28 protein-coding genes are annotated in these 26,223 nt (G+C 66.5%); 13 read left to right on the top strand and 15 right to left on the bottom strand.

Annotation, left to right across the window (positions count from 1 at the left end; genetic code table 11):
* The 5 genes from ACFQ4G_RS15160 to ACFQ4G_RS15140 form a co-directional block, all read left to right on the top strand.
* Positions 1-1,120 (top strand): RluA family pseudouridine synthase (locus ACFQ4G_RS15160; protein ID WP_379040498.1); only part of this gene is annotated, 1,120 nt, incomplete at its 5' end.
* 178 nt (positions 1,121-1,298) lie between these two features.
* On the top strand, positions 1,299-1,676 hold the full coding sequence (locus ACFQ4G_RS15155) for a hypothetical protein (protein ID WP_379040496.1): 378 nt from the start codon (positions 1,299-1,301) through the stop codon (positions 1,674-1,676).
* Between the two features lie 86 nt (positions 1,677-1,762).
* Complete coding sequence (locus ACFQ4G_RS15150; protein ID WP_238205303.1) at positions 1,763-2,461, top strand: HAD-IA family hydrolase; 699 nt, start codon at positions 1,763-1,765, stop codon at positions 2,459-2,461.
* 55 nt (positions 2,462-2,516) lie between these two features.
* The gene (locus tag ACFQ4G_RS15145; protein ID WP_238205531.1) at positions 2,517-3,311 is read left to right on the top strand and encodes an ATP12 family chaperone protein; all 795 of its coding nucleotides are present in this window, start codon (positions 2,517-2,519) and stop codon (positions 3,309-3,311) included.
* A 115-nt stretch (positions 3,312-3,426) separates the two neighbouring features.
* Positions 3,427-4,959, top strand: a complete 1,533-nt coding sequence (locus ACFQ4G_RS15140; RefSeq protein ID WP_238205301.1) for an acyl-CoA carboxylase subunit beta — start codon at positions 3,427-3,429, stop codon at positions 4,957-4,959.
* A gap of 279 nt (positions 4,960-5,238) precedes the next feature.
* On the opposite strand, the gene ACFQ4G_RS15135 is transcribed toward ACFQ4G_RS15140, so the two are convergent.
* Positions 5,239-6,087 (bottom strand): FkbM family methyltransferase, encoded by an 849-nt coding sequence (locus tag ACFQ4G_RS15135; protein ID WP_238205300.1) that lies wholly within the window; start codon positions 6,085-6,087, stop codon positions 5,239-5,241.
* 422 nt (positions 6,088-6,509) lie between these two features.
* On the opposite strand from ACFQ4G_RS15135, the gene ACFQ4G_RS15130 reads away from it, so the two are divergent.
* Positions 6,510-7,856, top strand: coding sequence for an MFS transporter (locus ACFQ4G_RS15130; protein ID WP_238205299.1), 1,347 nt, complete (start codon positions 6,510-6,512; stop codon positions 7,854-7,856).
* A 536-nt stretch (positions 7,857-8,392) separates the two neighbouring features.
* Here ACFQ4G_RS15130 and ACFQ4G_RS15125 read toward each other — a convergent pair.
* Positions 8,393-8,839: an SRPBCC family protein gene (locus ACFQ4G_RS15125; protein ID WP_238205298.1), complete on the bottom strand. Its 447-nt coding sequence runs from the start codon at positions 8,837-8,839 to the stop codon at positions 8,393-8,395.
* Positions 8,840-9,098: 259 nt separating this feature from the next.
* On the opposite strand from ACFQ4G_RS15125, the gene ACFQ4G_RS15120 reads away from it, so the two are divergent.
* Positions 9,099-9,863 carry an alpha/beta fold hydrolase gene (locus ACFQ4G_RS15120; RefSeq protein ID WP_238205529.1) on the top strand — a complete coding sequence of 255 codons (765 nt, stop codon included), beginning with the start codon at positions 9,099-9,101 and terminating at the stop codon, positions 9,861-9,863.
* Between the two features lie 314 nt (positions 9,864-10,177).
* Here the strand turns inward: ACFQ4G_RS15120 and ACFQ4G_RS15115 are convergent, their stop codons facing one another.
* Positions 10,178-10,372, bottom strand: coding sequence for a hypothetical protein (locus tag ACFQ4G_RS15115; protein WP_238205297.1), 195 nt, complete (start codon positions 10,370-10,372; stop codon positions 10,178-10,180).
* On the opposite strand from ACFQ4G_RS15115, the gene ACFQ4G_RS15110 reads away from it, so the two are divergent.
* Positions 10,352-10,681 (top strand): DUF6714 family protein, encoded by a 330-nt coding sequence (locus ACFQ4G_RS15110; RefSeq protein WP_379040503.1) that lies wholly within the window; start codon positions 10,352-10,354, stop codon positions 10,679-10,681. The genes ACFQ4G_RS15115 and ACFQ4G_RS15110 overlap by 21 nt on opposite strands.
* 130 nt (positions 10,682-10,811) lie before the next feature.
* Here the strand turns inward: ACFQ4G_RS15110 and ACFQ4G_RS15105 are convergent, their stop codons facing one another.
* From ACFQ4G_RS15105 to ACFQ4G_RS15065, 9 genes are all read right to left on the bottom strand, one after another.
* Entirely contained in the window at positions 10,812-11,573 is a 762-nt protein-coding gene (locus ACFQ4G_RS15105) for an ABC transporter permease (protein ID WP_379040501.1), read from the bottom strand.
* A gap of 11 nt (positions 11,574-11,584) precedes the next feature.
* Entirely contained in the window at positions 11,585-12,511 is a 927-nt protein-coding gene (locus ACFQ4G_RS15100) for an ABC transporter ATP-binding protein (protein WP_238205295.1), read from the bottom strand.
* A gap of 166 nt (positions 12,512-12,677) precedes the next feature.
* Positions 12,678-13,163 carry a F0F1 ATP synthase subunit B family protein gene (locus ACFQ4G_RS15095; protein WP_238205526.1) on the bottom strand — a complete coding sequence of 162 codons (486 nt, stop codon included), beginning with the start codon at positions 13,161-13,163 and terminating at the stop codon, positions 12,678-12,680.
* 72 nt (positions 13,164-13,235) lie between these two features.
* Complete coding sequence (locus tag ACFQ4G_RS15090) at positions 13,236-13,796, bottom strand: F0F1 ATP synthase subunit B family protein (RefSeq protein ID WP_238205294.1); 561 nt, start codon at positions 13,794-13,796, stop codon at positions 13,236-13,238.
* Positions 13,797-13,900: 104 nt separating this feature from the next.
* Positions 13,901-14,128 (bottom strand): F0F1 ATP synthase subunit C, encoded by a 228-nt coding sequence (locus ACFQ4G_RS15085; RefSeq protein ID WP_018044493.1) that lies wholly within the window; start codon positions 14,126-14,128, stop codon positions 13,901-13,903.
* A gap of 90 nt (positions 14,129-14,218) precedes the next feature.
* Positions 14,219-14,974 carry a F0F1 ATP synthase subunit A gene (locus ACFQ4G_RS15080; RefSeq protein WP_238205293.1) on the bottom strand — a complete coding sequence of 252 codons (756 nt, stop codon included), beginning with the start codon at positions 14,972-14,974 and terminating at the stop codon, positions 14,219-14,221.
* Positions 14,975-15,079: 105 nt separating this feature from the next.
* A complete protein-coding gene (locus tag ACFQ4G_RS15075) occupies positions 15,080-15,472 on the bottom strand; it encodes an AtpZ/AtpI family protein (RefSeq protein ID WP_238205291.1) in 393 nt (130 codons plus the stop codon).
* A 206-nt stretch (positions 15,473-15,678) separates the two neighbouring features.
* Positions 15,679-16,332 (bottom strand): thioredoxin domain-containing protein, encoded by a 654-nt coding sequence (locus tag ACFQ4G_RS15070; RefSeq protein WP_238205289.1) that lies wholly within the window; start codon positions 16,330-16,332, stop codon positions 15,679-15,681.
* A 185-nt stretch (positions 16,333-16,517) separates the two neighbouring features.
* The gene (locus ACFQ4G_RS15065) at positions 16,518-17,003 is read right to left on the bottom strand and encodes a DUF721 domain-containing protein (protein WP_238205287.1); all 486 of its coding nucleotides are present in this window, start codon (positions 17,001-17,003) and stop codon (positions 16,518-16,520) included.
* Between the two features lie 1,072 nt (positions 17,004-18,075).
* Here ACFQ4G_RS15065 and mutY point away from each other — a divergent pair.
* Positions 18,076-19,383, top strand: coding sequence for an A/G-specific adenine glycosylase (gene mutY, locus ACFQ4G_RS15060; protein WP_238205284.1), 1,308 nt, complete (start codon positions 18,076-18,078; stop codon positions 19,381-19,383).
* Between the two features lie 323 nt (positions 19,384-19,706).
* On the opposite strand, the gene ACFQ4G_RS15055 is transcribed toward mutY, so the two are convergent.
* Positions 19,707-20,900, bottom strand: a complete 1,194-nt coding sequence (locus tag ACFQ4G_RS15055; protein WP_379040490.1) for a site-specific DNA-methyltransferase — start codon at positions 20,898-20,900, stop codon at positions 19,707-19,709.
* 647 nt (positions 20,901-21,547) lie between these two features.
* Here ACFQ4G_RS15055 and ACFQ4G_RS15050 point away from each other — a divergent pair.
* From ACFQ4G_RS15050 to ACFQ4G_RS15035, 4 genes are all read left to right on the top strand, one after another.
* Positions 21,548-21,853 carry a septal ring lytic transglycosylase RlpA family protein gene (locus ACFQ4G_RS15050; protein WP_238205280.1) on the top strand — a complete coding sequence of 102 codons (306 nt, stop codon included), beginning with the start codon at positions 21,548-21,550 and terminating at the stop codon, positions 21,851-21,853.
* 156 nt (positions 21,854-22,009) lie between these two features.
* Positions 22,010-22,327: a polyhydroxyalkanoic acid system family protein gene (locus tag ACFQ4G_RS15045; RefSeq protein ID WP_238205278.1), complete on the top strand. Its 318-nt coding sequence runs from the start codon at positions 22,010-22,012 to the stop codon at positions 22,325-22,327.
* 83 nt (positions 22,328-22,410) lie between these two features.
* The gene (locus ACFQ4G_RS15040) at positions 22,411-22,623 is read left to right on the top strand and encodes a hypothetical protein (protein WP_238205276.1); all 213 of its coding nucleotides are present in this window, start codon (positions 22,411-22,413) and stop codon (positions 22,621-22,623) included.
* A 56-nt stretch (positions 22,624-22,679) separates the two neighbouring features.
* Positions 22,680-24,497 carry an ATP-binding cassette domain-containing protein gene (locus tag ACFQ4G_RS15035; protein ID WP_238205274.1) on the top strand — a complete coding sequence of 606 codons (1,818 nt, stop codon included), beginning with the start codon at positions 22,680-22,682 and terminating at the stop codon, positions 24,495-24,497.
* 560 nt (positions 24,498-25,057) lie between these two features.
* Here the strand turns inward: ACFQ4G_RS15035 and ACFQ4G_RS15030 are convergent.
* Together ACFQ4G_RS15030 and ACFQ4G_RS15025 are read right to left on the bottom strand one after the other, a co-directional pair.
* Positions 25,058-25,321: a hypothetical protein gene (locus tag ACFQ4G_RS15030; protein ID WP_238205272.1), complete on the bottom strand. Its 264-nt coding sequence runs from the start codon at positions 25,319-25,321 to the stop codon at positions 25,058-25,060.
* Positions 25,318-26,220, bottom strand: a complete 903-nt coding sequence (locus ACFQ4G_RS15025) for a LysR family transcriptional regulator (protein ID WP_238205269.1) — start codon at positions 26,218-26,220, stop codon at positions 25,318-25,320. The genes ACFQ4G_RS15030 and ACFQ4G_RS15025 overlap by 4 nt, the downstream gene beginning before the upstream one ends.
* Between the last annotated feature and the right edge of the window lie 3 nt (positions 26,221-26,223).

The raw sequence follows: 26,223 nt of genomic DNA, 5'->3' as shown, positions 1-26,223 counted from the left end.
CGAGGTCGCGGCGAAAGCCTTCGATGCGCCGCGCCCCCGCCGCGCCGGCACCAAGCCCCCCGAGCCCGTGGCCGAGGGACCGACGCGGCGCGAGCAGCGTGCCGCCGCCTCCGCCACGCTTGCCTCCGGCGTTCAGACGCTGATCGTCGAGGACGACGAGGCCGAGATGCGGATCGACCGCTTCCTCACCACGCGCTTCCCGCAACTGCCCTTCACCCGCGTGCAGAGCATCGTCCGCAAGGGCGAGCTTCGTGTGGACGGCAAGCGGGCCAAGCCTAACGACCGCCTGCTGCCCGGCATGAGCGTACGCGTGCCGCCGCTCAAGCTCGACCCCGTCGCGGACCGTCCGCGCAGTATCGCCCGCGACGCCACCGACGCCGACTTCCTGCGCTCCCTCATCCTCTACGAGGATGCGGACATGATGGTCCTGAACAAGCCCTTCGGCCTCGCGGTTCAGGGCGGCTCCGGCACCGTGCGCCATGTGGACGGGCTGCTGGAGGCCCTGACCGGGCCCGACGGACAGAAGCCGCGCCTCGTCCACCGCCTCGACAAGGACACCGCCGGCTGCCTCATCGTCGCCAAGACGCGGATCGCCGCCTCGACGCTGGCCAAGAGCTTTCGGTCGCGGGCTGCCCGCAAGGTCTATTGGGCGCTCACCGCCGGCGTCCCGCGCGTTCCGCAGGGCCGGATCTCGACCTACCTCGCCAAGGAGGAGCCCACGGACGGCGACGCCCGCATGCGGGTGGCGCAGCATGGCGACGAGGGGGCCGCCCACGCGCTGACCTATTACGCCATGGTGGACAACGCCGCGCAGAAGCTCTCATGGCTGTCGCTGAAACCGGTGACGGGACGCACCCACCAGCTCCGCGCCCATGCGGCGCATATCGGCCACCCCATCGTCGGCGATCCGAAATATTTCAGCATCGAGAACTGGGAACTGCCCGGCGGTATCCAGAACCGACTGCACCTGCTCGCCCGGCGCATCGTCATCCCGCATCCGCGCACGGCGAAGCCCGTGGACGTGACCGCGCCCTTGCCGGCGCACATGGCGCAGAGCTGGAACCTGCTCGGCTTCGACGCGTCGCGCTACGATCCCATCGTCGAAGCACCGGAGGCCTGAACCGATTCCGGCAGAGGAGATCGGGTCAATCAGGCAAGTCGGCGGCGTGCCGCACGCGGATTCGCCTTCGATCATGCGTCTTCGATCATGCGCCTTGGCAATCGGACGCCATGCCTTATCCTTGATGCAGGCTTCTTGGCGCCGACATTCCGTGCTCTTGCAGCGAGACAACATGCCGATGACGTTCGCGACCATGGCCTGCACCGCACTCGTCGGCCTGTTCGTATGCCTCGGATCAGCCTCGCTGACCTCCGAGGCCGTGGCTCAGGCGCCCAACCCGCAACAGCCCCAGCCGGCACCGGCGCCGAAGGCGACGCCGGTGCCGGCCGCGCAGAACCAGGCGCCGCCGCCCCCTGCCGTCGGCCGCCAGGGCGCGCAGACACGAGCAGGAGACCGCCGGCGGCGGTCCTATGCCAGCTGCAACCGGCTCTCCCATGCGCGCAACCTGCGCGGCGGCGTGCGGCGGCGCTTCCTGATCCGCTGCAAGCTCGGCTACGAGCGCCCGAAGCCCGGGCAGAACCCGGCCCAGCAATCCCCGCAGGGGCGTCAGCCGTGAGGCGCCAATGTCGCCGAGGATCCGAGCCATGAGGCGGCCATGTCGCCGAGGATCCGAGCCGTGAGGCGGTCGCGCCGTAGGGTCCGGTGAAGCTCGTCGTCTTCGACGTGGACGGGACGCTGGTCGACAGCCAGCATCTCATCGTCGCCGCCCAGGGCATGGCCTTCGCCGAACACGGCATGGAGGCGCCCACCCGTGCCGTCTCCCTCTCGGTGGTCGGGCTGTCGCTGCCCCAGGCCTTCCGGCGCCTCGTGGGCGAGCAGGGGCCCATCGAGAGCCTGTCGGAGAGCTACAAGCGGGCCTTCAACACGCTGCGGCTCGACCCCTCCTACGAGGAACCGCTGTTTCCCGGCATGGGCGACCTGATCGAGCGCCTGCGCGCGCGCGAAGACCTGCGGCTGGGCCTCGCCACGGGCAAATCGCGGCGCGGCGTCGACCGGCTGATCGAGAGCCACGGCTGGGGCGACGTGTTCGCCACCACCCAGACCGCGGACGATGCGCCGTCGAAGCCGGATCCGACGATGCTGCGTCGGGCGATGGCCGATGTGGGCGCCGTGCCCGAGACCACGGTGATGATCGGCGACACTACCTACGACATGGACATGGCGGTGAGCGCCGGCGCGGCGGCCATCGGAGTCGCCTGGGGCTATCACCCGCCCGGCGCCCTGTTCGGAGCCGGGGCGGTGACGGTGGTAGAAACCGCCTCGGCGCTGGGCGAGCTGTTCTCGGGCGGCCTGCGCGACGTCGGCGGCGACACCATCGTCGGAGACTTGGCACCCGAATAGCGATCGGCTCGGCGCTCGCGGGCCGTGACGCGATGCGCTAGAACCCCGCTCCATGATGAGCAACGACGATCCCGCCGGCTGGCTCGGCGCCTCCGATGATCCTCCCGTTCACGATCCGCACCGGTCCGTGCGCGCGCAGACGCGCGTCGCCCTGCCGAAGCGGTTCTACACGCAGGCCGGTCTCGCCGGGGAGGAGGACGGCTTTCGCCTGACCCTCGACGGACGGCCCGCCAACACGCCGGCCCGCAACCCGCTGCGCCTGCCGACGCGGGCGCTCGCCGAGGCCGTGGCGGCGGAATGGGCGGCACAGGTCGACGTCATCGACCCTTCGATCATGCCGCTGACGCGCCTCGCCAACACTGCCATCGACGGCGTCGCGCCCCGGCGCGGGGCGGTGATCGACGATCTCTCGGCCTATGCCGGCACGGATCTCGTGGCCTATCGCGCCGCCGACCCCGAACGCCTCGTGGCCGATCAGGCCCGCGCCTGGGACCCCGTGCTCGACTGGGCGCACGAGACCTTCGGCGCCCGCCTCATCCTCAGCGAGGGGGTGATGCACGTCACCCAACCGGAGAAGTCGGTGGCCGCCCTGCGCGGGGCCATCGCGGCCGTGGACGGGCCGTTCCGGCTGGCGGCGCTCCACACCATGACGACGCTGACCGGCTCGCTTCTCATCGCTCTCGCGACCCTGCACGGGCGCCTGACCCCGCAGGAGGCCTGGATCGCCGCCCATGTGGACGAGGCCTATCAGGCCAGTGTCTGGGGCAGCGACGCCGAGGCGGAGGCGCGCCACGCCCTGCGGAAGGCGGAGTTCGAGGCCGCGGCGACGGTATCGACGCTGGCGCTTTAAATCCGTTTTCGCTGCCTTTGGCTCGTGCTAAGGCGCATTTGACGTATACCGCCAAGCCTCGCTGCGGGAAGCGGCACGGCATCCTCCCTCTTATCCATCTCAGGGCCCGAACAGCATGAAGGACATTCTCGAACGGCTCGAAGAGCGGCGCGCGGAAGCCCGGCTCGGCGGCGGTGAGAACCGGGTCGTCGCCCAGCACAAGCGCGGCAAGCTGACGGCGCGCGAGCGCATCGAGCTCCTCCTCGACCACGGGTCGTTCGAAGAATTCGACATGTTCGTGCAGCACCGCTCGACCGACTTCGGGATGGAGAAGCAGAAGATCCCCGGCGACGGCGTCGTCACCGGCTGGGGCACCATCAACGGCCGCACGGTCTTCCTGTTCTCGAAGGACTTCACGGTGTTCGGCGGCTCCCTCTCGGAGACCCACGCCCAGAAGATCATCAAGGTCCAGGACATGGCGCTCAAGATGCGCGCCCCGATCATCGGCATCTTCGATGCCGGCGGAGCCCGCATCCAGGAGGGCGTCGCCGCGCTCGGCGGCTACGGCGAGGTGTTCCGCCGCAACGTCGCCGCCTCCGGCGTCATCCCGCAGATCTCCGTCATCATGGGGCCGTGCGCCGGCGGCGACGTCTATTCGCCGGCCATGACCGACTTCATCTTCATGGTCCGCGACACGAGCTACATGTTCGTCACCGGCCCCGACGTGGTGAAGACCGTGACCAACGAGGTGGTGACGGCCGAGGAACTGGGTGGGGCCAAGGTCCACACCACCAAGTCCTCCATCGCCGACGGCTCGTTCGAGAACGATGTCGAGGCGATCCTGCAGGTCCGCCGCCTGCTCGACTTCCTGCCCGCCAACAACATCGACGGCGTGCCGGAGATCGAGAGCTTCGACGATCCGCTGCGCCTCGACAAGTCCCTCGATACCCTGATCCCGGACAACCCGAACAAGCCCTACGACATGGGCGAGCTGATCCGGCGCGTGGTCGACGAGGGCGATTTCTTCGAGATCCAGGCGACCTACGCCCGCAACATCATCACCGGCTTCGGCCGCATCGAGGGCCGCACCGTGGGCTTCGTCGCCAACCAGCCGATGGTGCTGGCCGGCGTGCTCGATTCCGACGCCTCCCGCAAGGCCGCCCGCTTCGTCCGCTTCTGCAACGCCTTCTCGATCCCGATCGTCACCTTCGTGGACGTCCCCGGCTTCCTTCCGGGAACGGCCCAGGAATATGGCGGCCTGATCAAGCACGGCGCCAAGCTGCTCTTCGCCTACAGCCAGGCCACGGTGCCGCTGGTGACGATCATCACCCGCAAGGCCTTCGGCGGCGCCTACGACGTGATGGCCTCCAAGCATGTGGGCGCCGACATCAACTACGCCTGGCCCACCGCACAGATCGCGGTGATGGGCGCCAAGGGCGCGGTGGAGATCATCTTCCGCAGCGAGATCGGCGACACCGACAAGATCGCCGCGCGCACCGGCGAGTACGAGGACCGCTTCCTCTCGCCCTTCGTGGCGGCCGAGCGCGGCTATATCGACGAGGTGATCATGCCCCACTCGACGCGCAAGCGCATCGCCCGGGCGCTCGGCATGCTGCGCACCAAGGAGATGGAGCAGCCCTGGAAGAAGCACGACAACATCCCGCTCTGAGCGAGAGAGGGCTTCCCGCCAGGGGAGCCATTTCCCGGCCGCCCGCCGCGAAGCGGAGGGTGAGCCGAGACCCAGCACGGGAATTGCCGCGCAGCGGCTCGTGCCCGATGGCGCCAGACGCGGACGCTGCGCGGCTTCCCGTGCTGGCCCCCGGATCGGGTTCCGCTTTCGCTCCACCCGTCCGGGGAAGGGATGGGTGCCGGGGTCTGCGATGACGTCTTCGGCAATCCCTGTCTCGATCACATGATCAGGGCGCAGGATGGGACAGCCGAACGCCCTTCAATCCGCGCTGCGCTCGAAGATCAGGTTCAGCCGCGTGCGGGCGATCTGGCGGTAGCCGCGCGCTTCCAGCAGGCCGACGAGGTCGATCTGCCACTGGGCCGTGCCGTCCTCGATGACGAGGAGGCGGGGATGCAGGGAGGCCGGCGCCTCGCGCAGGAACGGCTCCAGGATCAGGTCCTCGGCGCCCTCCACGTCGAGCTTCATCGCGTCGATGCGGGTGATGCCTTCGCCCTGGGCGAGGCCCAGCAGGGTCACCGCCGGCACGCGGATCTGCGCGCCCTCGTTGGTGCCGACGATCTTCAGGCTCGATTCGCCGCGGTTGCGCGGATCGACGAACAGGGTGAGTTCGCCGGCCTTGTCGGCTACCGCGCAGGCCACCGCCTTCACCGTGCCGAACGGGTTCAGGCCGATATTGTAGGTCAGCCGGTCGAACACGTCGGGCTGCGGCTCGACGGCGAGGATGCGGGCGCGCGGCCCGGCGAAGGCCGCCACAGACAAGGCGTAGGCGCCGATATTCGCCCCGATATCCAGGAAGGTGCAGCCGGGCTCCAGCCGCGATTTCAGCAGCGCACGCTCTTCGGGATCGAAGAATTGCGGCGTGAACAGCACCTTCTTCTCGCAATTGTTGTTGTAGGGATGCAGCCGCATCCGCGCACCGAACCGCTCCACGTCGAGGGGCTGTCCGTGCAGCATCGTGATCGCCATCCGGCGCAACAGGAAGCCGAGGCGTCGCCCCGCCCAGCTCCGGCCGGACAGTTTCACCGTGCGATCGGTGATGCGCGCGACGAGCCCCGTGGGCGCGTAAGTGCCGAAGGGCGGGATGCCGGAAGAATGCGTGTCGGTCATTGCGGCGGGTGATGCCAGCCCGAGGGGCGCACGGCAAGCGCCACCTGCCGGGCCGGCCTTCGCCGATGCCTCTGCACAAATCCGCGCCATGCCTGAAAACAACGCAAGTTCCCGATCATCGAATGCGCAGGCGACCATGAGGGAGGCAGCCTGACGGCGGCCGGAATGGTCGTCCGACCCGGCTCCCGAGGCTCTTCCCAGAGCGCGACGGCGCGATGACGGCCGGCCTTTCGAGACGCGCTCCACTTGGCATGTGCGATGCAACAGGGCCGTCCGTGGGCAACGGCGCCCGCGAGAGGCGCCTCGTCCCACAGGCGGCTCGTGCTCACTGTGGCGTGAGCGACCAGTCTCTCCCCACCCCGCAGGACGGGGGCCACTCGCGAGGAGTGCCGGGAGAAATCCGATCGCCTGGAGCCCCTCCGATGCAATCCCGAAAAGCCACCCGAATCGATCTCTTCAGCCTCGCCACGCCGCAGATGCGGGCCTTCCACATCACCTGGCTCGCCTTCTTCGTCTGCTTCTTCGCCTGGTTCGCTGTCGCGCCGCTGATGCCGGTGATCAAGGGCGAGTTCCACCTGACCAACGATCAGGTCTACAATATCAACATCGCCGCCGTGGGCATCACCATCCTGGTGCGCCTGCTGATCGGGCCGATGTGCGACCGCTTCGGCCCGCGGCTCACCTATACCGCCCTGCTGACCCTGGGCGCGATCCCGGTGATCGGCATCGCCTTCGCCAATTCCTACGAAAGCTTCCTGTTCTTCCGCCTCGCCATCGGCGCCATCGGGGCGAGCTTCGTCATCACCCAGTTCCACACCTCGGTGATGTTCGCGCCGAACGTGGTGGGCACCGCCAACGCCACCGTGGGCGGCTGGGGCAATGCCGGCGGCGGCGTCACCCAAAGCGTGATGCCGCTCATCCTCGCGGCCCTCCTCAGCCTCGGCGTCGAGAAGACGATGGGCTGGCGCCTGTCGATGATCGTGCCCGGCGTGATGATGCTGATCGTCGCCGTCCTGTACTACCGCTTCACCCAGGATACGCCCGAGGGCAACATCATGGAGCTGCGCGCCCGCGGCGTGGCGGTGGATTCCGGCAAGAAGGGCGGCTGGGCGGTCTTCAAGCAGGCGATGGTGAATTACCGTGTCTGGATGCTCGCCATCACCTACGGCGCCTGCTTCGGCGTCGAGATCTTCATCCATGCAGTGGCGGCGACCTATTATGTCGAGCGTTTCGGCCTCGATCTGACCCAGGCCGGCATGGCGGCGGGCAGCTTCGGCCTGCTGGCCCTATTCGCCCGCGCGCTCGGCGGCATCGCCTCCGACCGGGTCGCCCGCTCGAAGGGCCTCGACGGACGCACGCTGCTCCTGTTCACGCTGATGGTCGGCGAGGGGCTCGGCCTCCTCGCCTTCGCCTATGCCGGCTCGGTGACCCTCGCCGTCGTCGCGATGCTGGCCTTCGGCCTGTTCACCCACATGGCCTGCGGCGCCACCTACGCCCTTGTGCCGTTCATCGACCGCAAGGCGCTCGGCGGCGTCGCCGGCATCATCGGCGCCGGCGGCAATGTCGGCGCCGTGGCGGCGGGCTTCCTCCTGAAAGGTGTCGGCAACCTGCCCGGCGCCCTGTTCATCCTCGGCATCGCCGTGCTGATCTCGTCGCTCTGCGCCATCTCGGTGCGCTTCTCGCTCACCCACAAGGAGAACGAGCAGAAGCTCTACGACGAGGCTGTCGCCCAGCGCGCCGTCACCAGCGGCCAGCCCGTCTTCGCCTGAACCATCGACGGAACGACGATCAACCGGGGGGCTGCGGCGCGCGCCGCGGCCCCTCTTTCGTATTTCGATCTAGGGAGGGAGAGAACAGACCACCTTTCCCAGACGCCTGCAGCGACAGCGGAAGGCGATCCGGGACCCAGCGCGAGACGTGCCGCGTCAGCGGCTTCAGATGAACGGCCGCGTCGCGGCTTTCTGCGCTGGGCCCCGGATCGGGTTCCGCTGCGCTCCACCCGTCCGGGGAAGGGGGCGCAGTTGGAGAGGGGTGAGCGTGATCGCCATGGCCCGGCCACCGACTTTCGTCGTGCGATCCGGAGGAGGCGAAAACCTCCACCTTTCCCGGACGCCTGCAGCATCAGCGGAAGGCGATCCGGGACCCAGCGCGAGACGTGCCGCGGGAGCGGCTTCAGATGAACGGCCGCGTCGCGGCTTTCTGCGCTGGGCCCCGGATCGGGTTCCGCCGCGCTCCACCCGTCCGGGGAAGGGGGCGCAGGAGAAGGGGGCGCAGCGGGAACGGGTCGGTTTCCACGAAAAAACCCTCAGCCCAGGGCGGCCTGAAGCTTGCCGAAACAGCTCCGCCAATCGGCCCGATAGGCGTTCCGGACATCCGCGCTGACGATGCGGCGATGGGTGAGCGTGATCTCCGTGGCTCGGTCGCCGACGGAGAGCAGATCGACATGGACCACGGTCTCGCCGACGCGCAGGAGCGGGTTCGGCCCGTCATAGATCCAGGTCTGATGCAGGTGATGCCCGCGCCGGATGTCTTCGTAATGCCCGGTCACGGTATGGGGCGCCCCGCTCGCGTCGCGCCCCCGCAGCAGAAACGCGCCGCCCACTCGCGGGTCGGTCTCCACGTGCTCCACCACGGACGTGCCGGGTGCGAGCCAGCGCATGATCAGGAGAGGATCGGTCCAGGCTCGGAACACGTCCGGCTGCGGCGCGCGCACCACGTGTTTGAGGACGACGACGGGAACGATCTGGATCATGGGCCGTCCGTCTCCTCGACAATCCACCGGCACGGGTCGCGCTGCAGCGCAATGACGATCCCGTCGTTCATCGCGCCGGAGCCGCCGGGCGGCAAGGGCAGGCGCGTCGGACGATCCCCTGCGGGACGAGGGAAACGATCTCTTGTCACCGCCTCGGCCGCGCATGCCTTGCCTCCGCCCTGCCGAAGGGCGAGTCTGGCGGCCGATGGGGGCGAGCCCTCGACCGATGGCGACTTCTTCGAAAGGCATGGACGAGCCGATGCAGACCTTCGATTCCGACGGGACCACCATCGCCTATATCGACGTGCCGGCGAAGGGCGGGAGCGGTGATCCGATCGTGCTGATCCACGGCTTCGCCTCGAACCATTCGGTCAACTGGGTCAACACGCTCTGGGTGAGGACCCTGTCCGAGGCGGGGCGCCGGGTCGTCGCCCTCGACAATCGCGGGCATGGCGAGAGCGAGAAGCTGTACGATCCCGAGGCCTACGGCTCCGACATCATGGCGCAGGACGCGCGCCGCCTGCTCGACCATCTCGGCATCGAGCGCGCCGACATCATGGGCTATTCCATGGGCGCGCGGATCTCGGCCTATCTCGCCCTCGACAATCCGGAACGCGTCCGCTCGGTGCTCCTCGGCGGGCTCGGGCTGCATCTGGTGGAGGGCAGGGGCCTGCCCAACGGCATCGCCGAAGCCCTCGAAGCGCCCGCCGGCGAGAAGGCGCCCAACCTCACGGCCGCCGCCTTCCGCACCTTCGCCGAGCAGACCAAGAGCGATCTCAAGGCGCTCGCCGCCTGCATGCGCGGCTCGCGACAGACCCTATCGCGAGAGGAGGTCTCGCAGATCGAGGCACCGACCCTCGTCACGGTGGGGACCCTCGACACGGTGGCGGGCTCGGCTCCGGCCCTCGCCGCGCTCATGCCGAACGCGAAGAGCCTCGAACTGCCCAACCGCGACCACAGCACGGCGGTGGGCGACAAGCTGCACCGGCAGGGCGTCCTCGCCTTCCTCGACGAGCGGCCCTGAGGAAGATGGATCATACGCTCTCCGGACGATCGGTTCGGCCGATCGAGACCGTCGCTGCGGGAAATGATCCAGTGGTCAAAACCTGACGGTTGGTACCGTCCGTTCACGACCGAGGCTGTGTGAAAACGCGGAGGCAGTAGAAGAACTTCCTCTCAAGCTCCATGGGTTGCGTTGGAATAGGCATTCCTATGGCATCTGAGGCAGCCTGTAAGACGCTTGAATGCCTAACGCATTGAAGACTATTCCGCGATTTCAGAGCCGTCCTGCGTTTTCACACAGCCTTGACCCGTTGCGGACCTTGGTACGATTGATATCTATGCTTCATGAGCACAGCGGCTGAACCAGTTGAAACTGAAATTCGGCGATCTTTCCCAACCCATCGCCCCGAAGATTTCGGTTCGATCTCGAAAGGTGATCGTGAGGAGGATATCCGCATTGGGGCGGATCTCGCTGTAATAACTGATTGGAGCACCCTCCCGCCAGACACGGTGGCTGAGATAGACCGTCATAGCGGCTTTGGGTTCCTTACCAACGAGGCGGCTCGTTTCTACCTTCCTGCGTTCATAATTGCTGACCTACGAGGTGCTGATCTTAATTCCGATCCGGCATCTTACCTCTGCGTCTTTGACCCCTCTACTACAACAGACGAAGTTATCGCTTGGCAGCTAGCGCTCCTAAGAGAGCGTTGGGATGCATTGGACCCAGGGCAAGCCAGGGCAGTTTGCCGCTACTTGGAATGGTGCATCGCGGCGCGGGCGAAAGGGAATGAACGTGAGGTATCCTTCTCGCTGTCGGCTTACTGGTATCAACGAACTTGACGTCAGATACCCACGCTTCTCAGATGCTTGTGGATAGGTACCAAGCGTCGGATTACCACTATTAACGCGTGTCTCCTCTCCGGAAAGGAGAGGGCGCCCGTCGCGGCCACGCGATCTGAGGCAATCGAGATCAGCTCTTCAGCCGATAGCCGGTCCGGAAGATCCAGACCACGCCGCCGAGGCAGGCGGCCAGGAAGACCAGGGTCATGGCGAGGCTGATCTCCACCCTCACGTCGGAGGCGCCGAAGAAGCTCCAGCGGAAGCCGCTGATGAGATAGACGACCGGGTTGACGAGGCTCACCGCCCGCCAGAACGGCGGCAGCATCTCGATGGAATAGAAACTGCCGCCGAGGAAGGTCAGCGGCGTCACGATGAGGAGCGGCACGAGTTGAAGCTTCTCGAACCCGTCGGCCCAAAGCCCGATGAGGAAGCCGAACAGGCTGAACGTCACCGCCGTGAGGAGCAGGAACGCCACCATCCAGATCGGATGCTCGATGCGCAGGGGCACGAACAGCGCGGCCGTCGCCAGGATGATGAGGCCGATCAGGATGGATTTCGAGGCGGCCGCCCCGACATAGCCGAGCACGATCTCGAGCGGCGAGACCGGCGCCGACAGGATCTCGTAGATCGTGCCGGCGAAGCGCGGGAAGTAGATGCCGAACGAGGCATTGGCTATGCTCTGCGTCAGCAGCGAGAGCATGATCAGGCCGGGCACGATGAAGGCGCCGTAGGCGACCCCGTCCACCGAGGCCACGCGGGCACCGATCGCCGCGCCGAAGACCACGAAGTAGAGCGATGTGGCGATCACTGGCGCCACGATGCTCTGCAGACCGGTGCGCCAGAAGCGGGCCATCTCGAAGAGGTAGATCGCGCTGACGGCCGGCCAGTTCATCGACAGCGGGTTCATGCCTGCTCCCTCACGAGATCGACGAAGATGTCCTCGAGCGAACTCTGGCTGGTGGAGAGATCGCGGAACGGGATGCCGGCGGCGGTGAGATCGGTGAGGAGCGTGGTGATCCCGGTGCGCTCGCCCTTGGTGTCGTAGGTGTAGACGAGTTCCTGGCCGTCCGCCGACAAAGCGAGGCCGTGCAGCGCCAGTTCGTCCGGCAGAGCGGGGAGGGGGTTCTGCAATTGAAGCGTCAGCTGCTTCTTGCCGAGCTTGCGCATCAGCTCCGCCTTCTCCTCCACGAGAATGATCCGGCCCTTACGGATCACGCCGACGCGGTCGGCCATCTCCTCGGCCTCGTCGATGTAATGGGTGGTGAGGATGATGGTGACGCCCTGGTCGCGGAGCTTGCGCACCAGCCGCCACATGTCCTGCCGCAATTCCACGTCGACGCCCGCCGTCGGCTCGTCGAGGAACAGGATGCGCGGCTCGTGGCTGAGCGCTTTCGCGATGAGCACGCGCCGCTTCATGCCGCCCGACAGGGTCATGATCCGGCTGTCCTTCTTGTCCCACAGGGACAGGTCGCGCAGCACCCGCTCGATATGGGCCGGATCGGCCTTCATGCCGAACAGGCCGCGGCTGAAGCTCGTCGTCGCCCAGACCGTCTCGAACGCGTCGGTGGTGAGTTCCTGCGGCACGAGGCCGATGGCCCGGCGTGCCTCGCGGTAATCCCCGGTGATGTCGTGGCCATCCACCGTCACGGTGCCGGAGCTGGCACGGACGAGGCCGCAGACGATGCTGATCAGCGTGGTCTTGCCGGCGCCGTTGGGGCCGAGCAGCGCGAAGATCTCGCCCTTGGCGATGGTGAGGTCGATGTCCTTCAGAGCATGGAGGCCGGAGGCATAGACCTTCGACAGGCCCGAGATGGAGATGATCGGCGGCATCGGATCTCCATGGATTATATTCGGCGGAATGGACGTGCGTGCCGCCATACCACGACAGGGGGTGCGGCCCGCGAGTGTGATGCGGCACGTCCGGCAACAAAAAAGCCGCCCGTGGGGCGGCTTTCTCGAAACGATCGTTCTCGAAGACGTCGGGCTCGGAAGACTATCAGGCTCGGAGACGGCCCTTGACCTCGTCGAGGCTGGACCGGACCAGCGACAGGGCGGCATCGCCCTGCATGCGCTCGCGCAGCACCACCTCGGAGACCTTCACAGCCGCGTCGGCGGCAGCGGCACGGACCTGGGCGGTGGCCTGGACCTCGGCCTGGGCGATCTTGGTCTCCGCCGACTTGGTGCGGCGGGCGATGAACTCGTTCAGGCGGGCATGGCCCTCCTCGGCGATGCGCTGGGCCTCTTCGCGGGCTCCGGCGACGATCGCCTCGGCCTCGGATTCGGCCTGGGCGCGGCGCTTCTTGTAATCGGCCAGCACCGTCGCGGCCTCCTCGCGCAGACGGCGGGCCTCGTCGAGCTCCGAGCGGACGCGGCGGCCGCGGGTGTCGAGGGCCTTGGTGATCTGCCCGAAGCCGCCGACCTTCCACACGACGCCCATGAACAGGACGAAGGCGACGGCGACCCAGAACTCGGCATCCAACAACATTCTCGTCGTCCTAACTCGTTGGCGTCCGGCGGGGCAGGGCCGGACCGATCACGTCAGCTGCGACCGCACTCAGTGCGGGATGGCGACGCGGTTCAGCGCGGTGTCGAGGGTGGTCTGGTCGGGAGCCTGTCCGGTGAGGCGCTCGACGATGGCGGAGGCGGTCTCGCCGGCGATGGAGCGAACGCTGCCCATGGCCTCGGCGGTGCGGCTCCGGATCGTCGCCTCGGAGGCGGCGATCTTGTCGTTGAGCTCGGCCTCCAGCGTCTTGCGACGGGTCTCGGCCTCGGCGGTGAGGGACGCGCGGGTCTCGGCCGCGATGGTGCGGGCCTTGGCCTGGGCGTCGGCCAGCGACTTCTCGTAGGCGGCGCCAGCGGCCTCGGCCTCGGCCTTCATGCGCTGGGCCTCGTCGAGATCCGACGACAGGCGCGTGGCGCGGTCATGCAGGATCGCCTGCATGCGGGGCAGGGCCACCTTGTCCATCAGGTAGTAGAGCAGGCCGAAGGCCAGCGCGAGCCAGATCAGCTGCGAGAGAAAGGTATGGCTCTCGAAGGGCGGAAAGCCGCCGCCATGTTCGGATGCGGGCGATGCCATGATGCCTTGCGTAGCGGTGGAATGAGCAGGCTGAGCCATGACGTCCTTCGCTCAAAGAAATGCGTGAAAGGGACCGGGCGCGTGTCCGATGGAACGGGGCGCCCGGTCCGGGTCTGCTGTCGGGATCGACGAGTAGGCCGGTCTTAGACGGCGAACAGGAGGAGCAGCGCGACGAGCAGCGAGAAGATGCCGAGCGCTTCCGTCAGGGCGAAGCCGAGGAGCAGGTTGCCGCGCTGGCCGTCGGCGGCCGACGGGTTGCGAAGGGCACCGGCGTAGAACTGGCCGAAGAGGTTGCCGAGGCCGATGGCGGCACCCGCCATTCCGAGGCAGGCGAGACCGGCGCCGATGTACTTAGCGGCTAAGGGATCCATCAAATTGCTCCTGGTGTCGGTTCGTTCGTTGCGTGGAGAGAAATCCGGCCGCGACCGCGGACCGGGGACGGAAGGGGGTACCGCCGGGGCCTAGTGGCCGGGGTGGAGCGCGTCGCTGAGGTAGATCGAGGCGAGCGTCGCGAAGACGTAGGCCTGCAGACCGGCGACGAGGAATTCGAGGGCCGTCACCGCGACGCTGAGGGCCAGCGGCAGCGGAGAGATCGCACCCCAGGCACCCGCGGCGAGGAGCGCCGGCACGAAGCCCGCGAAGATCTTGAGGGCGATGTGGCCCGCCAGGACGTTGGCGAAGAGACGGACGGCGAGGCTGATCGGGCGCGAGATGAACGACACGATCTCGATGGCGACGATCATCGGCAGGAGCCAGCCGGGCACGCCCGAGGGCACGAACACCTTCAGGAACTTGGTGCCGTGGGCCATGAAGCCGTAGACGATGACGGTGCCGATCACGAGGAACGCCAGCGCGAAGGTCACGATGATGTGGCTTGTCACGGCGAACGCGTAGGGGATCATGCCGAACATGTTCAGGACGAGCACGAACATGAACAGGGAGAAGATCAGCGGCATGAACCGCTCCGAGCCGTGGCCGGCCGACTGGCGTAGGGTCGAGCCGATGAACTCGTAGAACACCTCGGCCATGGACTGCATGCGGCCCGGCACCACCGAGCGCTGCGCCGTCGCCACGATCGTGATCAGGGCGATGATCCCGACGGCGGCGAACATGTACAGGGCCGACTGCGTGAACGCGAGTTCCTGATTGCCGATATGACCGAAGGAGACGAGCGGCTTGAGCTCGAACTGGTGGATCGGATCCATCTTTACGGCCATTGCCGCTACCGTCCTTCTGTCCACGAGCTGGCGATATGCCCGCTCCCCCCACGACCGCCCGAAGGCGGCAAAGCTCACTTGATCGGATTAGGACCGCTCGCGGTCCTAATCCTTCTCGGCCACGTTCTCGTTGGCCTCGATCTTCTTGAACGACCCCGGGAGCGAGCCCGAGACACGCATGACGTTATAGACGCCGGTTGCGAAGCCCAGCATGAGCAGAACGATCAGACCCCAGGGCTTCGTCCCCAGAAACCGATCGCACAACCAGCCGAGAATGCCTCCTGCGAGGACACCGGCGATGAACTCCGTGGAGAGTCGCATCGCCTGGCCCAAGGGTGACGCCCCCTTGGAGGCGCCGGGACGCGGCAGAGGACCGGACGAAGCGGCGGGCCGCTTCTCCTCGATCCGCCTCTCGAGACGTTTGAGTCTTGCAGAAAGGTCCTCGTCCGGCTCGCGCCGTCCGTCCCCACGCCCATCCCCTGCGTCGTTACCGCTCACGGCGAAAACTCACATTGGCGAGAGTGGAGGGAACCAGCCGGAAAGCCTCCTGCAAGCGCGGCGCACCATAGTTTCGCCCATCTTGGGTGTCAAGGCGCTCCGAACACATACCAAACCATTGAAAATACTGAATAAAACCGATCTTTTGGCCCATCTTCGCCGATGTGTCCCGCGCATGACGCGCAATCAACGGCCGAGCTTGGCGCTCAAGCCCCCAGGATCGGCTTGATCACCTTCTCGATTCCCTCGATCGTCATCTCGCCCTTGAAGCGCTCGCCGTTGATGAAGAAGGTCGGCGTCGAATCGACCTTGAAGGTCTCGAGGCCTTTCTGCTTCACCGCGTTCACGGCGGCGTAGAGCTTCTGATCCTTGAGGCAGGTCTCGAACTTCTCCTTGGAGAACCCGGCCTGGCGCAGCATCTGCTCGAGGGCGTCCACCGGCGATTGCGGCTTCTGGACATAGGCCCAGGCCTGCTGCTGGTCGAAGAGCAGATCGGTGATGGGGTAGTATTTCGCGTCGCCGTCGCAGCGGGCCAGCATGAAGGCCGCCGTGGCGAGGGGATCGAGCGGGAACTCGCGCAGGGTGAAGCGCACCTTGCCGGTGTCGATGTAGCGCTCCTTCAGGGTCGGCCAGGTCTGCTTGTGGAAGGCGGCGCAGTGCGAGCAGGTCATCGAGGCGTATTCGATGATCGTGACCTTGGCGTCCTTCGGCCCGAGCCAGACGTCGCCGAGGGGCCCCGGCTCCATCAGCGAGGCGAGGTTCGCATCCTGGGCGAAGGCGTCGAAGGTCATCCGCGGCAAGAGCGCCGCAGCGCCGATCGCCATGCCGGTGAGTTTCAAAGTGTCGCGACGGGTGATCATGCTGTCGACGGGCTCCGCTCGCAGATCCGATCCATGCGGCCTGCGGTAGAGACCCGCGCCCAATCTGACAAGACGGGACAGGCGGCCCCGCTTCCATGCGCCGCGACGTCCGCGCCGCCGCGGGCGGGATTCGGCCCTGAACGGGTTCTTGTCGCAGAACCGGAAACCACGTCTGCGAAACCTGCTCAGCGCGGGGGCGCCGACGCGACGATCGCCACGCCGAGCCGGTCGAGGGCATCGCGCAGGGCGTCGTCGCCGATGGCGGAGACCGCAAGGGCCACTTCACCGCGCTTCGCCGGATCGAGGATGGCCGGAGCGCGCTTGCGAACCGCCTGATGGACGCGCCCCTGCTTCAGGACGAGCTTGCCGACGCAGGCCCAGCCGTAATGGGCGTTGATGCGCTGGATCACCACGGGGGCGAGATGCTGCAATTCGAGGGCGAAGACGCCCTCCACCCTCACCACGAGGGTGCCGGGATCGGGCCGGCCCTGTTCCTCGCGCCTGGCGCGGCGCGGCCATTCGAGCTTCGAGGGCTGGCAGAACCGGGCGAGGCGCTCACCGACGATGTCGGGCCAGGCCGCCAGGATGTCGGTGGAGGCGAAACCCTGCGCGGCGAAGGCCGGGCCGATGCAGGTCTCGATCAGTTCGGCGAGGGGTTTGATGCGGGCCATGATGGTGGTTGTGACCCTGCGATGCCCGAGACGTCCGCTGACATGCATCACGATATCATGTCGGCGCCGCGGCCTGAAGCGTCGGACCGATCCCGCCAGGGCCCCGGGGTCGCGTCGACTCCGCTCGGCATGATCAGAAGACACCGAACCGCCGGTCCTGGTCCGCACGGCGGATTCCGGCCCGTGCCGCGCCGGAAGCAGGAGATTTGGAGAAGGCGCGACCTCGATCCGCGGAGTGTTACGGTCCGCCATTCACGGTTTCGGCGCCAAAATCGTGGCTGAAATGGCCGAGAATGCAGATTCCAAGGTACATCGTCGAACAAAAGGGGTTAGAGTCGCCAATCATAGACCAAGGAATCGAGTGTCGATGACTGAGCGACATGAGCGCTCCTCTCATGAGAGGAAATGCATGTCTCTCCCGGTCCATCTCAACCATGTCATGATGACCCATCGATGCCCGCAATGTCGGGTGGGGCTCGCTCGCAGCGGCCTCTGGTTCCGGTCGATCAGGGCCTATCACTGCGCGCCCTGCGGGGCGGTCGTGCCGATGGGGTACGTCGAAAAGGTCGCTCTCTTTGCCTTACATGCGCCGGGCAAAAAGAACCCTGCATAAGGGACGCTCGCCGAACACGCACAAGCTACTCATGACTTAACTTTGCGGCTTCATCGATATCGAAACCTATTGCAACGCATCGGTATCACTTTAAATAAAGGATCATACTCGATGGGTAATCTTTATTGCATCGATTCTAACGACTCGATCCTAAAAAATCGGACGTTAGAACGAAGGTGTTCGTGGTCTTTTAAGGCTCCTATCCAGACATCAATTTATTATCTGCAATCGATCCGCATAAAAGAGACATTCTTTCCGACCTGGTCGTCGAAAAGCGTCGAGATCTGAAGCGCGAGATTGCGGTCTACGATCGGTTTGACCAACCACGCACCTCCGATCATCCTTAGGCATGTGCCTTTTTGTTGCGTGTCTGTCAGGCGTCACAGATCGGGCGGCGAGAGTCCCGACGGTCGGCGCACACTTCCATCGCCGGCCCCGCGCCTTTATGCACGCTTGCCCATGCCCGCGTCCGCCATCTCCGATCCCCGGCCGCAGGCCGCCGATCTCCTCACCTGGTACGACCGGCATCGCCGCGTCCTGCCCTGGCGCGCGCTGCCGGGCGAGGCGCCCGATCCCTACCGGGTCTGGCTGTCCGAGGTGATGCTGCAGCAGACCACGATCGCGGCGGTCAAACCGTATTTCCAGCGCTTCCTCGAACGCTTCCCTTCGGTGGAGGCCCTGGCGACGGCTCCCGAAGAGAGCGTGATGTCAGCCTGGGCCGGGCTCGGCTACTATTCCCGCGCTCGCAACCTCCATGCCTGCGCCAAGGCGGTCGCCGAGGCCGGCGCCTTTCCCGACACGCTCGACGGCCTACGCAAGCTGCCCGGCATCGGCGCCTACACAGCCGGCGCCATCGCCGCCATCGCCTTCGATCGACAGGAAGCCGCCGTGGACGGCAATGTCGAGCGGGTGGTGACCCGGCTCTTCGCCGTCGAGACGCCGATCCCCGCAGCGCGCCCCGAGATCCGGCGCCTGACGCAAGGCCTGGTGCCCGCCGCGCGGCCCGGCGATTTCGCCCAGAGCCTGATGGATCTCGGCTCCACCATCTGCACGCCGAAGCGCCCGGCCTGCGCGCTGTGTCCGTGGATGGCGCCCTGCGAGGCCCGGGCCTTGGGGCTGCAGGAAACGTTTCCGCGCAAGATCAAAAAAGCGAAGGGCGTCGGACGCTTCGGCGCGGCCTTCGTGGCGATCCGCAGCGGCGACGAGGCGGTGCTGTTGCGGACGCGTCCTCCGGAGGGGCTTCTCGGAGCCATGGCCGAGCCGCCGACGAGCGCGTGGGAGAGCGACTACGAGATCGCCCAGGCCCTGCTCGACGCGCCCCTCGATGCGCGCTGGAAGCGGCTGCCGGGAGTCGTCCGCCACGTCTTCACGCATTTTCCGCTGGAACTGACCGTCTTCGTCGCCCGCGTCGGCCTCGCCACGGAGGCGCCGGCCGGCATGCGCTTTACGCCCCGGCGCGACCTCGACGAGGAGCCGCTGCCCGGCGTGATGAAGAAGGTGCTCGCCCACGCCTTCGATCCGAAGCCGGAGGAAGCAAAGCGCGGACGGCCGAAGGCCATGCGGGCGGTTCAGGACACGCCGCTCTTCGCCGACGACGAGACGCCGGCGCCCGAGCCGCGCCCGAGCTTTCGCCCGGTGCCCAAACCGGCGCCGCGCCCGATCGCAAAGCCGCCGGACGAGGAGGCGGATGGATTTTTCGGGGAGCCGGAGGAGGCGCCCCCGCCCGCGACCCCGCGCAAGCGCGGCCGGCCGAAAACGCGTTTATGATCGAAAGAGCGCGAACCCTCCCGCCTCAGAGCCAGTTTGAGTTGTTATTCCAAGGCCTTACCTCATTCTGAGGTGCCGCGTAGCGACCTCGAAGGAGGCTTCCAGGGATCGCTTTGGTGTCTGGAGGGCTCCTTCGAGGCCCTCTGCATGCGCAAAGGGCACCTCAGGATGAGGTGGTCTGATGGGATGACGACTTTGGCAGAAGCCTTCGCAGAGACATCCGATCGAACAGGCTCTTTGCGGAGCAAGCAGGAGAGGGGCGACCTCTCCGGATAGACCACCAACCTTATCCGACCCACTGACGCGTGCCACCATCTGAAAACTCAGGCGGCCGAGCCCATCGCCGCCCGCATCTTGCCGCGGAACACGTCGATCAGGACGAGCTTGCCGTCGCGCTTGGCGTGCCAGAAATCCCAGCCGTTGCAGGAGGGGAAGCCCTGGACCAGGGCGCCGATCTTGTGGATGGAGCCCATGGCCGGCCCGGCCATCAGCGTCCCGTCCGGGCGGACCACCGCCGCGTGGCGGCCGCGTGCGTCGGTGAGGATTTCGCCGGCGCGGATATGGCCGGCCTCGATCACGCTGAGGAAGGCGACCCGCGGTTCGGCCCGCTTCGTCGGGGCGACGAGGAGGGCGGCCTGGGACAGCGGCTCGACCGCGTCGATCCGGGCGCGGGCCGCCTCGGCATAGACCGTCTCGCGCTCGATGCCGATGAAGCGGCGGCCGAGGCGCTTGGCGACCGCGCCGGTGGTGCCGGTGCCGAAGAACGGATCGAGCACCACGTCGCCGGCATTGGTGGCCGACAGGAGGGTGCGGGCGAGCAGAGCCTCGGGCTTCTGGGTCGGGTGGACCTTCTGGCCGTCGGCGCCCTTGAGGCGCTCGTCGCCGGTGCAGAGCGGAATGAACCAGTCGGAGCGCATCTGGACGTCGTCGTTGCCGCCCTTCAGCGCCTCGTAATGGAAGGTGTAGCTCTTCGCCTCCGCCGAGCGGGAGGCCCAGATCAGGGTCTCGTGGGCGTTGGTGAAGCGCTTTCCGCGGAAGTTCGGCATCGGGTTGGCTTTCCGCCAGACGATGTCGTTGAGGATCCAGAACCCGAGGTCCTGGAGCACCGAGCCGACGCGGAAGATGTTGTGATAGGAGCCGATGACCCACAACGTGGCGTTCGGCTTCATCACCCTGCGGGCGGCGGTGAGCCAGGCGCGGGTGAACTCGTCATAGGCGGCAAAGCTCGAGAACTGGTCCCAGGCGTCGTCGACGGCGTCGACGCGGCTCTGGTCGGGCCGCAGCAGCGAGCCGTCGCCGAGCTGGAGATTGTAGGGCGGGTCGGCGAAGACGCAGTCGACGCTGGCCGCCGGCAGGGCGTTCATGGCGGCGATGCAATCCCCGACGAGGATTTCGTCGAGGGGGAGACGCTGGGCGGCGGGTACGAGACCCATCCGCGGCGCCGACACGAGTCGCCCGGTACGCGAGACACTTTTCCGGGCGACGGTGTCGGCAACCGCGGTACGCTGGGAAGCCATGGCAAACACCGGTTACGCGACTGACCGGCAGACCATGGGGCCGTTAACGTAAAGGGCGGGTTGCCGGGTCGAGGAAAATGCGTCTCGATTTGGGGCTGCAGAATTTGCCTACCCGCTCGAATACTGAGGATTTTCAAGTCTTGCTCCGATCGATTTAACCATCGCTTCATATCGTCATCGTCGTCCAGCCTATATTGAGCGGACGACAGGGATTTCGTCCCGGAGGCTCGTCCGGCCCGGACGAAGACGCGAGCGGCCCGCGCGCGACCCGTCGCCCGGCGCCTCCGGAACCGTCAGGGTCACGGCGGACGCGCATCGCCCATGCACCGGACGCCGGGTTAAGGCCACGCTTCGCCATCGATGTGACGGGGAATGTGACGGGCTCCGAGGGCCCGCCGAAACCTGCCGACGACTGTCTCCCTTCGCTCTCACTATAGAATTAGAGCGCAGCCCCGATTTGCAACATCTTCAGACTTTATTCACACATTTCCATAACGGCCGAGGCTAAAAAAGGCGAGACCTGCCACATTCTACTGATCTCATTTCAGCCTTCATTGGCTCTATGTTCCGCGGCCTCTGCAACAACAAAGGGAATGCGGATGAATATGAAGCCTGTTCGTTGGACCGCTGCCGCTTTCGGAACCGTCATGTCTCTCGCCGCACTCAGTGCACCGGCCGCAGCCCAATCCGGCGCGGCCTCCTGGTACGGCAGCGGCCGCAAGACGGCGAATGGCGAGCGCTTCAATCCGAACGGGATGACCGCCGCCCATCGCAGCCTGCCGTTCGGCACCCGTGTCCGGGTCGAGAACAAGCGCAATGGCCGCTCGGTGGTGGTGCGCATCAACGATCGCGGGCCGTTCGTGCGCGGCCGGATCATCGATCTCGCCAAGGGCCCGGCCCGGGCGCTCGGCATGGGCGGCACGACCTATGTCGCGCTCAGCGTCGTGAATTGACGCGCGGCCCGTCTCATCGTCCTGATGGCGCACGATGATTCCGCAAGGAGCGGGTTTCACTGCCGCGCTTGACGAAGTAAGGGGCCGGTCGCCGTTGCATGGATGGCGATCGGCCCCATCTTGACGGCTGGCTGCGTGTTTGAGGATGGTCGCACCATGGCAAAACCCCTGATCGTCGAGATTCCCCACGAGATCGGCCCCGTCGAGGCGAAGCGCCGGATTTCCAACGGGCTCGACAAGGCGAAGGCCGCCTGCGCCAAGGCCGGCATCAATGTCGAGCACATGACCTGGACCGACGACCGGCTGAACTTCGCCATGTCGGCCATGGGCCAGAAGGTCGACGGCGAGGTCGACGTGCTGCCCGAGACGGTGCGGATCGAGGTGCGGCTGCCGATGCTGCTGGCCCTGTTCACCGAGCGGATGAAGAAGATCATCGGCAAGGAAGGCAACCAGCTCCTGATCAAGAAGGGATAAGGCGCGCCATCGGGGGAACGGCGCCGGGCATTCGCCCGTTTCCAGCCACTCTCCCGACCCCTCGCGAACAGGTGGCGTCGCCCATGTCGAATCCAGGCCCGATCCCGGAAGCTCCGGTTCCCGAGACACCGATTCCGGAGACGCCCTACGAGGCGCCCCAGACTCCTACCCCCGGCCCGGCCATACCGGATTCGACCCCGACCGAGGCCCCGGCCCAGTCCCCGACCGAGATCCCCGTCATCGATCCGGTCTCGCCCGATCCCTCGCCCACGGGGCCCGCAAATCCGACGATGTAGCCGATCGCACAAAACCGCATTTGTTCGGGAGCGGCTGCGCTGCCATAAGCCGGCCCATGGCCGCTCCCCCGCTCCTCACCCTCCAGAACGTCGCGCTCACCTTCGGCGGCACGCCGCTGATCGAACAGGCGGAGCTCGCGATCTCGCCCGGCGAACGGACCTGCCTCGTCGGCCGCAACGGCTCGGGCAAGTCGACGCTGATGAAGATCGCCGCCGGGCTCGTCGAGCCCGACAAGGGCGTGCGCTTCATCCAGCCCGGCACCACCATCCGCTACCTCGCCCAGGAGCCGGATTTCTCTGGCTTCGCCACGACCCTCGACTTCGTCGAGCACGGCCTGACCCACGGCGACAACGCCTACCGAGCCCGCTACCTGCTCGAGAGCCTCGGCCTCGACGGTACAGAGAATCCCCGGAGTCTGTCGGGCGGGGAGGGGCGCCGGGTCGCCCTCGCCCAGGCCCTGGCGCCCGAGCCCGACATCCTGCTCCTCGACGAGCCCACCAACCATCTCGACCTGCCCGCCATCGAGTGGCTGGAGGCCGAGCTGAAATCCGTACGCGGCGCGCTCGTCCTCATCAGCCACGACCGGCGCTTCCTCTCGGCCCTGTCGAAGACCACGATCTGGCTCGACCGCGGCATCACGCGGCGGATCGAGCAGGGCTTCTCCACCTTCGAGGCCTGGCGCGACGCCTTCTTCGAGGAGGAGGAGCGCGACCGGCACAAGCTCGACCGCAAGATCGCCGACGAGGAGCATTGGCTGCGCTACGGCGTCACCGCGCGGCGCAAGCGCAACGTCCGGCGGCTCGGCAATCTCCACGCCCTGCGCAAGGAGCGGCGCGACGACCGCCGCCCCGTCGGCACCGCGACCATGACCTCCACCGAGGCCGACAGCTCCGGCGCCCTCGTCATCGAGGCGAAGAACGCCGCCAAGGCCTATGGCACGCGCGTCATCGTCGACGACCTCTCGATCCGGGTCATGCGCGGCGACCGGCTCGGCATCGTCGGGGCCAACGGCGCCGGCAAGACCACGCTCATCAACCTGCTCACCGGGCAGGCCCCGCCCGATACGGGCAGCGTCACCCTCGGCACCAACCTGAAGATGATGCTGCTCGACCAGGCCCGCGCGGTGCTGGAACCGTCGATGACGGTCACGGAGGTCCTCACCGGCGGCAGCGGCGACAGCGTGATCGTGGGCGGCGTGAGCCGTCACGTGATCGGCTACCTCAAGGACTTCCTGTTCGCTCCCGAGCAGGCCCGCACCCCGGTGAGCGTGCTCTCGGGCGGCGAGCGCAACCGCCTGCTCATCGCCAGGGCGCTGGCCCAGCCCGCCAACCTCCTCGTCCTCGACGAGCCCACCAACGACCTCGACCTCGAGACCCTCGACCTGCTGCAGGAGATGCTGGCCGATTATTCCGGCACCCTGATCCTGGTGAGCCACGACCGCGACTTCCTTGACCGGGTCGTCGGCAGCGTCCTCGTCAGCGAGGGCGAGGGGCAATGGGTCGAGTATGCCGGCGGCTATACCGACATGGTCACCCAGCGCGGCCAGGGCGTCGAGGCGCGGAAGAGCGCCGCGGCCTCACCCCGGCCCGACGGCAAGGCCAAGCCCGGCCGCCTCGCCAGCACCTCGGCGCCCCCGGCCCCGAAGACGAAGATGGGGTTCAAGGACCAGCACGAGCTGAAGACCCTGCCGGAGCGGATCGCCAAGCTCCAGGCCGGCATCGCCAAGATCCGCACCGTGCTCGCCGACCCGCAGCTCTACAGCCGCGACCCGGCCCTGTTCCAGAAAGCCTCGGCCACCCTCGCCGCCGCCGAGACCGAACTCTCGGCCGCCGAGGACCGCTGGCTGGAACTGGAAATGCTGCGCGAGGGGTGAGGCCCGCACACCCTCCCCCTCTGCGGGGGAGGGTGGTCGCGCAGCGACCGGGAGAGGGGCACCACCCGTCCCGCAATGGCGCTTCCCTCGTCCGACCCGGCTGCGCACGCCCCCTTTCCCGGACGCCTGAAGCGTCAGCGGAAGGCGATCCGGGACCCATCCCGGAGCGTGCCGCGCAGCGGCTCGAACCCGAGGGCGCCGGCATTCCGCCGCTCCGCGACCTGTCCCCCTGGACCCCGGATCACCTTCCGCTTCGCTCCAGGCGTCCAGGGAAGGGCGGCGTGGTGAAAGAGCTGATCGCATATTGCCTTGCCTGATCCGATCCGATCGTCCGAACACTCACCCAGGCGTCTTCCATCAGACGGAACAAGCAGGATAAACGGCCCCCCTGCGCTCTGGCAGTGGTCAACGTATGATGGATGCTGCCCAGATCGAAGGTCTGTGATGCGTGGGGAGCGGACCTTGGCCCCTCGCCTTGAAGCGGATGTTCCGTTTCCAACCCAAATACGCCGTTCTGGTGTTTGCGGCATCATACCGAAAGCGGAAATCTTCGAGGGCGCCTAGTCTGATACCATGATTATTTTTATGGAGACGTTGCACATCAGGCCGAGTTGTTTCTGCATCGCGTATGTCTCCGTATCGAACAGGCCACGTTCGAAGACGCTGCGAACGGTGCAGAATACAGATGCCAGGAGTGCCAACCTGGCGTTTGGTCGATGGGTGAAGACTGGGTCTGAGGCGCTGCTGTCCCCCGAGACTTGTTCGCCCACGAAAGCGAAATCGACATGATTCGCCAATGCTCCAGTTCCCGCGGCGATCATCATGCCCACTGTATCGGATTGGTGAAGTTACACGTCGATTGGGTGATCCTCGAAATCGATCCGACGGTGTTGGACGACTCGGTTTCGCGGAAGGTTACAACGTAGGTGATGGGCGGAAGTGGCGGGTTGGTCTCGATGATCCGCAATCTCTCACGTTCGATCAATCCGTCGAAGCATCGCTCCGGCAGGTAGCTGACGCCGACTTCGGCGAGCGTCAGCCCTACGATGGCCACGAAACTGTTGCTCTGGATCTTGTGCGGCAAGGACACCCCGCAAGCTTGCAGCCATTGGTCGAAGACCACGCCGGATCCGGAGCGATTACCTTGGGTCAGGATACTGAACTGCGCTAGCGCGGCCAGTTCTACGACACCCCGATCCCGAAACAAGACTGGGCTGCACATCCAAGCACTTCGAACACTGGCGAGCGGCACACTCCGAAAACCTGGTTTGCGGAACACATCGGGCGTCACGATGAAATCGAGGGCTCCGTTCTTCAGGTTCTCGAACAGCGTCGTACTCTGCTCGACCTCTGGTTCGAGAACGATGTTCGGATAGGTCGCCCGCAACTCAGCCACCAGTTGTGGCAGCCATGTCAGCGCGGTCAGCTCCGTGACCCCGAAACGTAGGTGCCGGATCATGGTGGCGCGGCTCGCGGCGATGGCGACGACGCGGTCGCGAAGGCTCAGCATCTCCTCGCCGATTTCCAGGATTCTATTGCCCTTTTCCGTGAGCCGGGCGCCCCGCTGGCTGCGGTCGAAAAGCTGCGTCCCCAGGGACGTCTCAAGCTCGTGGATACGCTTCGACACCGTCGACTGCGTGGTGTGCAGCCGATCTGCGGCTCGCTCGAAACTCCCGAGCAGAGCAATCCAGCGCAGTGCCTCGAACTGTTTGAGCGTCGCCATATC

This window comes from Methylobacterium marchantiae (assembly GCF_042679825.1).
GTDB classification, from domain to species: domain Bacteria; phylum Pseudomonadota; class Alphaproteobacteria; order Rhizobiales; family Beijerinckiaceae; genus Methylobacterium; species Methylobacterium marchantiae.
This window is presented reverse-complemented; position numbering and strand designations above follow the sequence as displayed.